Source organism: Campylobacter concisus, assembly GCF_002913865.1.
Classification (GTDB): domain Bacteria; phylum Campylobacterota; class Campylobacteria; order Campylobacterales; family Campylobacteraceae; genus Campylobacter_A; species Campylobacter_A concisus_AM.
This window is the reverse complement of record NZ_POYX01000138.1, coordinates 1-4,937: the sequence shown is the minus strand read 5'-3', so window position 1 is coordinate 4,937 and position 4,937 is coordinate 1. Positions and strand designations below refer to the sequence as shown.

Sequence of the window (4,937 nt, the reverse complement as noted above, 5' to 3'; positions counted from 1 at the left end):
AATGAGTTTTTAGAGAGAGCTGAAAAGCTTCGTCAATACTTAGTTTTAACGCAATACGGCACAAATTTACCTATGAGGACTTTATAAATTTCAAAAGCCTATATTCAAATTTGATTTATAGTGATAAATTTGAAGCTATTTTTAGCATGCCAAAACAAGAAAGTAAAGATATACCGATAGATGTTTTAGAGAGTGATATCAAAAATTTGCCGCCAAATGAAAAGCGAGACGCGTTTAGAAATTTCGTCTTAAACAAGTTTGACAAAGAGCGCAAACTTTTTACTTTGACTGCGCCTACGGGTTACGGCAAGACCTTGACGGCATTAAATTTTGCATTGAAATTTAACAAATCTCGCATAATTTATGCGCTTCCATTTACCTCGATAATCGACCAAACCTACGATATGGTCGTAAAAATTTATAAAAATAGCGATATTTTGGTCAGCAAGGCACACCACAAAACGACGATAGATGAAGAAAATTTGACAAAAGAAGATAGATACTCAAAGATCAAATTTCTAATGGAATCTTTTAGCGGCGAGATAAACGTAACTACGCTTTATCAGCTGATATTTGCGCTATTTGGCAATAAAAACAAAGATAATGTTAAATTTAATCAGCTAAAAAATAGCGTCGTTATCATCGATGAGGCGCAAGCGATCCCATATAACTTTAGAAAAGATTTTATCTTGCTTTGCGAGATCATTTCGCAGAGGCTTGGCACTATTTTTATATTTATGTCGGCAACGATGCCAGTTATCAAAAGCGAGAAATTTAAAGAAATTTCAAATTTAGACTATTTTGCAAAGCAGGACAGATACGTCATAAAATGGCTTGATATAGGCGGCGAAGATGAGCTTTTAGAAAAGATTTGCGAGGCTGCAAGCGATAAAAATACTCTAGTCGTCGTAAATACTATCAAAAAAGCGCAGGAGCTATTTGCTAAACTAAGGGATAAATTTAACTGCTTTTGCCTAAACGGATATATGTATGATGATCACAAGCGTGCTGCTATAGAGGCTGTAAGGTGCGCGATAGATAAAAGCAAAGTTGATCCGCTCGCAAGCAAAATTTTACTTATCTCCACGCAGTCCATAGAAGCTGGAGTGGATCTTGACTTTGACATTGGGTTTCGCGAAGTCTCGCCCATTAGCTCTATCATACAAACAGCAGGGCGCGTAAATAGGCATTTTGGAGCAACAAGAGGCGAGTTATACGTCTTTCCTGAAATAAGCAAATTTACAAATTTGATTTACGGCGATTTGTATAAAGTTAGCGGGGCTATTTTGGGCGATCTTAAGCAAAAAGAGGTGCAAGAGAGCGAAATTTTAGAAATTTCAAATTTGTATTTTCAAAAGATAAGCAATCAACTAGAAAATTTGCATATAAAAAGCGAGATAGAAAAGCTGGAATTTGAAAATATAAATCAAAAAATCGAGGATATCATGAACGACAACTACAAACAAACCATAATAATCGAGCCTGAAGAAAATTTCATTAAAGATTTTGAAGCTAAAATTTTTGAGATCAAAAATAGTCCAAATGAGAAATTTACCATAAGAGATCTTTTTAAAAACCACATCAGAAAGTTGTCGAAATTTAGCATAAATGTAACGTTAAAAGATATGAATAAACTAATGCCAAATTTAAAACAGATAAACGGACTAAAAGATATATTTTACCTACCGTTTGGCTCGTCTTATTTTTATAGTGCCGAGTGTGGCCTTAAAAAAGATACGAATTTGGATATTGAGGACGAGGTATTTGACTAATGTTCTCAAAAGATCAGATCACTGGCACACTTGTGAATTACTACGTTACCTGTAAGCGCGAGGCGTGGCTTTACGCACATCAGATCCATGCGGACCAAGAGGATGAAAACGTGCTGATGGGCAAGGCGCTAGCAGATATCAAAGAGAGCGATTTGCAGGACTTTGCATTTTCAAATTTGAAATTCGACAAACTTTCCAAGCAGCGCGGACATTATCTTATCACCGAATACAAAAAGAGCCTAAAAAACGAGCTTGCAGGCAAGATGCAGCTACTTTTTTACATCTGTCTTTTAAAAACGGGCTTAAATTTAAAAGAGGTAAAAGGCAAACTAATAAGCGGTAAAAAGGTGATTTTAGTGGAGGATACCAGCAAAAATTTCGCTCTAGTAGAGAAAATTTTAAGCGAGATAAGCGTTCTTGCAAATTTAGAAAAGCCGCCAAAATTTACTAGCTGTAAATTTTGCAAAAACTGCGCATATCACGACTATTGCACTGCTTAGGAGAGAAGATGTATGTGATACTTTTTTACGACATCGCAGGGCGCGAGCAAAAAGAGCGAAATAACGCAAATCGCATCAGAAAAGCGGTCGAGAAATTTCTGCCTCGCGTGCAGTTTTCAGTCTATGAGGGCGAGATCCGTGAGAGCGATTTTAAAAAGCTAAGCAAGACACTGCAAAAAGAGTGCGTAAGCGAGCTAGACTCCATCGTCATCTATACATTCAACTCGCTAAAATACTCCGAGCGCATCGTCATTGGCGTAGATAAAAATAGCCCGGTATTTAGCTAAGGAGCAAATATGCAAAAGAGCGACAGGACGCACTTTATACTTAGTCCAGGCAGACTTTACAGGCAAGATAACAATATCTACTTTGAAAAATTTGACGAGACGGGCGAGCGAGCTTCGTGCAAGATCCTGCCGATAAATGCGATCGATGAAATTTACGTGCTGGCAAAGGTGCAGATCAATACCTACACCATCGCATTTTTAGCGGATAATAACATCCTTTTGCACATCTTTAGTCCGTATCAGAGCTTTCGCGGAAATTTCTACCCAAATACGCCAAATTCTGTAAATAAAAGCGGCTTTGTGTTGCTTTGTCAGCTCCGCTCATTTGATGATCCGATCAAACGTGCATATATAGCGCGCGAGATAACTAGAGCCCACATCATAAATGACGTTGCAAACTGCAAAAGGCATGGTGTTAAATTTGACGTGCAGCCACACTTAAAGGCACTAGATACAGCCACCAACGTACCCGCGATAATGGCGGTAGAGGGTGCATTTCAAAAGCTCTACTACGAGAAGTGGAACGAGATAATCGCGGATCAGCGAAGCTTTAAATTTACCGTCCGCTCAAAACGCCCGCCCGCTGATAAGATCAACAGCTTCATAAGCTACGTAAATACGCGCATCTACAACATCTCCCTAAGCGAAATTTATAAGACCGAGCTTGATCCTCGCATCGGCTTTTTGCACGAGCCAAACTACCGCGCGCTAAGCCTTCACCTCGATCTTGCGGAGATTTTTAAGCCGATCTTGGGCGATACGCTGATTTTTAACATGCTAAATAAAAAAGAGATCACCGCAAAGGACTTCCAAACGGACGCCGGCAGAATAAAATTTAGCAACGACGCCGTGCAAAAGATCGAGCTAAAGATGATCTCGCGCCTTTGTGAGACGCTCACAGTGGGTGGCAGGGAGCTAACGTGGAGGCAGGTGATCCGCCGCGAGGCAAATAAACTCAAGAAGTGCATCTGCGAGGATGCGCCTTATAAAGGATTTAGGTGGGAGTGAAATCGCATTTTGATAAAGCGTTTTTTAAGATTTTAAAATACTTGAAATTTAGGGCTTTGCGTATTTATATGTAGCTAAAATTTAGTCAAATTTAAGGCGAATAAATATAGACTTCTTGCACCAAAAGGTCTATAATATCAGCTTTTTGGTGCTATTAGAATTTACTCCGTTGGAGTTTGAAACTGGGCGAGGGGCATATTTTAGCTCAGTATGCTGAAAATTAGAATTTACTCCGTTGGAGTTTGAAACTTAATTTGACAAGAGCCACCATTTGGCAGACTTCGTATTAGAATTTACTCCGTTGGAGTTTGAAACCCCAATCGTAGCTATATAGCCTATCATCTTTCATCATTAGAATTTACTCCGTTGGAGTTTGAAACATAGAGCAACGCAAAGAAAGAAAAAGGCAAGAACTTATTAGAATTTACTCCGTTGGAGTTTGAAACTGGCATTGATGCGCCAGAGCTAAAGCAGCCATTTGGATTAGAATTTACTCCGTTGGAGTTTGAAACACAGATACATCAAATTTAGTAAGCTCGCTTTGTAATTAGAATTTACTCCGTTGGAGTTTGAAACTTTCAAGCACTCCGCTTGCGTCTTTACGGCTTATCTCAATTAGAATTTACTCCGTTGGAGTTTGAAACACCCTAGTTGATTGTGAAGCCTTTTATGACTTCTACGATTAGAATTTACTCCGTTGGAGTTTGAAACCCAGCAAAAATAAACACGATCAACTACGATGACGATTAGAATTTACTCCGTTGGAGTTTGAAACCCAGTAATAGTATATTCAATAACACTAGGCTCATTTGAATTAGAATTTACTCCGTTGGAGTTTGAAACAACGCAGAAACGATAATTTTAAAAGTCAAAAATTTTCAGAGAAGAGATTTAAAATAATAGATCAGATAAATAATAATTGCTATCTTGCAAAGATATATCAAACTGATGATAATATAGTTTTATGCAGATACTTCGAAAAACCAAAACCCCAATAAACACAGCAAAAAAAGAAGCTAGAAATAATAACGAAATAGACTAAGCATAAACAAGCTTAATATCAAGAGCATTCACAACCTTAAATATACTTTCAAATCTAGGTTTTGAATTCTCTTTAAACATCTTATAAAAGCTTTCTCTATTTAAATTTGCCTTCTTTGCAACGTTTTCAATGCCTTTTGACTTTGCTATATAAAATAATGCTCTTTTAAACTCTTCAATATCGCCATCGGCCAAGACTTGATTTAAATACTCTTTTCTTAATTCATCAGTTGTTAAATAGTCCTCTAACTTAAATTTAGTAAATTCTTCTTTCATCTTTAATCCTTTAAATTTTCTTTTGCTTTTTTAATATCATCGCTTTTGCTATT

The 4,937-nt window shown here is 37.4% G+C and carries 5 protein-coding genes and 1 CRISPR repeat array; of the genes, 4 read left to right on the top strand and 1 reads right to left on the bottom strand.

Annotated features, from left to right (window positions below):
- The first annotated feature begins 146 nt into the window (after nucleotides 1–146).
- From cas3 to cas1, 4 genes are read left to right on the top strand one after another with little or no spacing between them, the layout of a single operon-like run.
- Nucleotides 147–1,772: a CRISPR-associated helicase Cas3' gene (cas3, locus tag CYP77_RS08960; protein WP_258033449.1), complete on the top strand. Its 1,626-nt coding sequence runs from the start codon at nucleotides 147–149 to the stop codon at nucleotides 1,770–1,772.
- Complete coding sequence (locus CYP77_RS08955; RefSeq protein ID WP_103567826.1) at nucleotides 1,772–2,272, top strand: CRISPR-associated protein Cas4; 501 nt, start codon at nucleotides 1,772–1,774, stop codon at nucleotides 2,270–2,272. Before cas3 ends, CYP77_RS08955 begins: the two co-directional genes overlap by 1 nt.
- Before the next feature lie 8 nt (nucleotides 2,273–2,280).
- On the top strand, nucleotides 2,281–2,559 hold the full coding sequence (cas2, locus tag CYP77_RS08950; protein WP_021089505.1) for a CRISPR-associated endonuclease Cas2: 279 nt from the start codon (nucleotides 2,281–2,283) through the stop codon (nucleotides 2,557–2,559).
- 9 nt (nucleotides 2,560–2,568) lie between these two features.
- Nucleotides 2,569–3,567, top strand: a complete 999-nt coding sequence (cas1, locus tag CYP77_RS08945) for a CRISPR-associated endonuclease Cas1 (RefSeq protein ID WP_103567827.1) — start codon at nucleotides 2,569–2,571, stop codon at nucleotides 3,565–3,567.
- Between the two features lie 153 nt (nucleotides 3,568–3,720).
- Nucleotides 3,721–4,410: direct repeats of the CRISPR family, unit length 30 nt; unit sequence ATTAGAATTTACTCCGTTGGAGTTTGAAAC.
- Between the two features lie 195 nt (nucleotides 4,411–4,605).
- Here the strand turns inward: cas1 and CYP77_RS08940 are convergent.
- A complete protein-coding gene (locus CYP77_RS08940; protein ID WP_103599748.1) occupies nucleotides 4,606–4,884 on the bottom strand; it encodes an addiction module antidote protein in 279 nt (92 codons plus the stop codon).
- Between the last annotated feature and the right edge of the window lie 53 nt (nucleotides 4,885–4,937).

Coding starts and splice junctions, on each gene's coding strand:
- cas1 (WP_103567827.1), top strand. CDS start 2,569: ATGCAAAAGAGCGACAGGACGCACTTTATACTTAGTCCAGGCAGACTT.
- CYP77_RS08940 (WP_103599748.1), bottom strand. CDS start 4,884: ATGAAAGAAGAATTTACTAAATTTAAGTTAGAGGACTATTTAACAACT.
- cas2 (WP_021089505.1), top strand. CDS start 2,281: ATGTATGTGATACTTTTTTACGACATCGCAGGGCGCGAGCAAAAAGAG.
- CYP77_RS08955 (WP_103567826.1), top strand. CDS start 1,772: ATGTTCTCAAAAGATCAGATCACTGGCACACTTGTGAATTACTACGTT.
- cas3 (WP_258033449.1), top strand. CDS start 147: ATGCCAAAACAAGAAAGTAAAGATATACCGATAGATGTTTTAGAGAGT.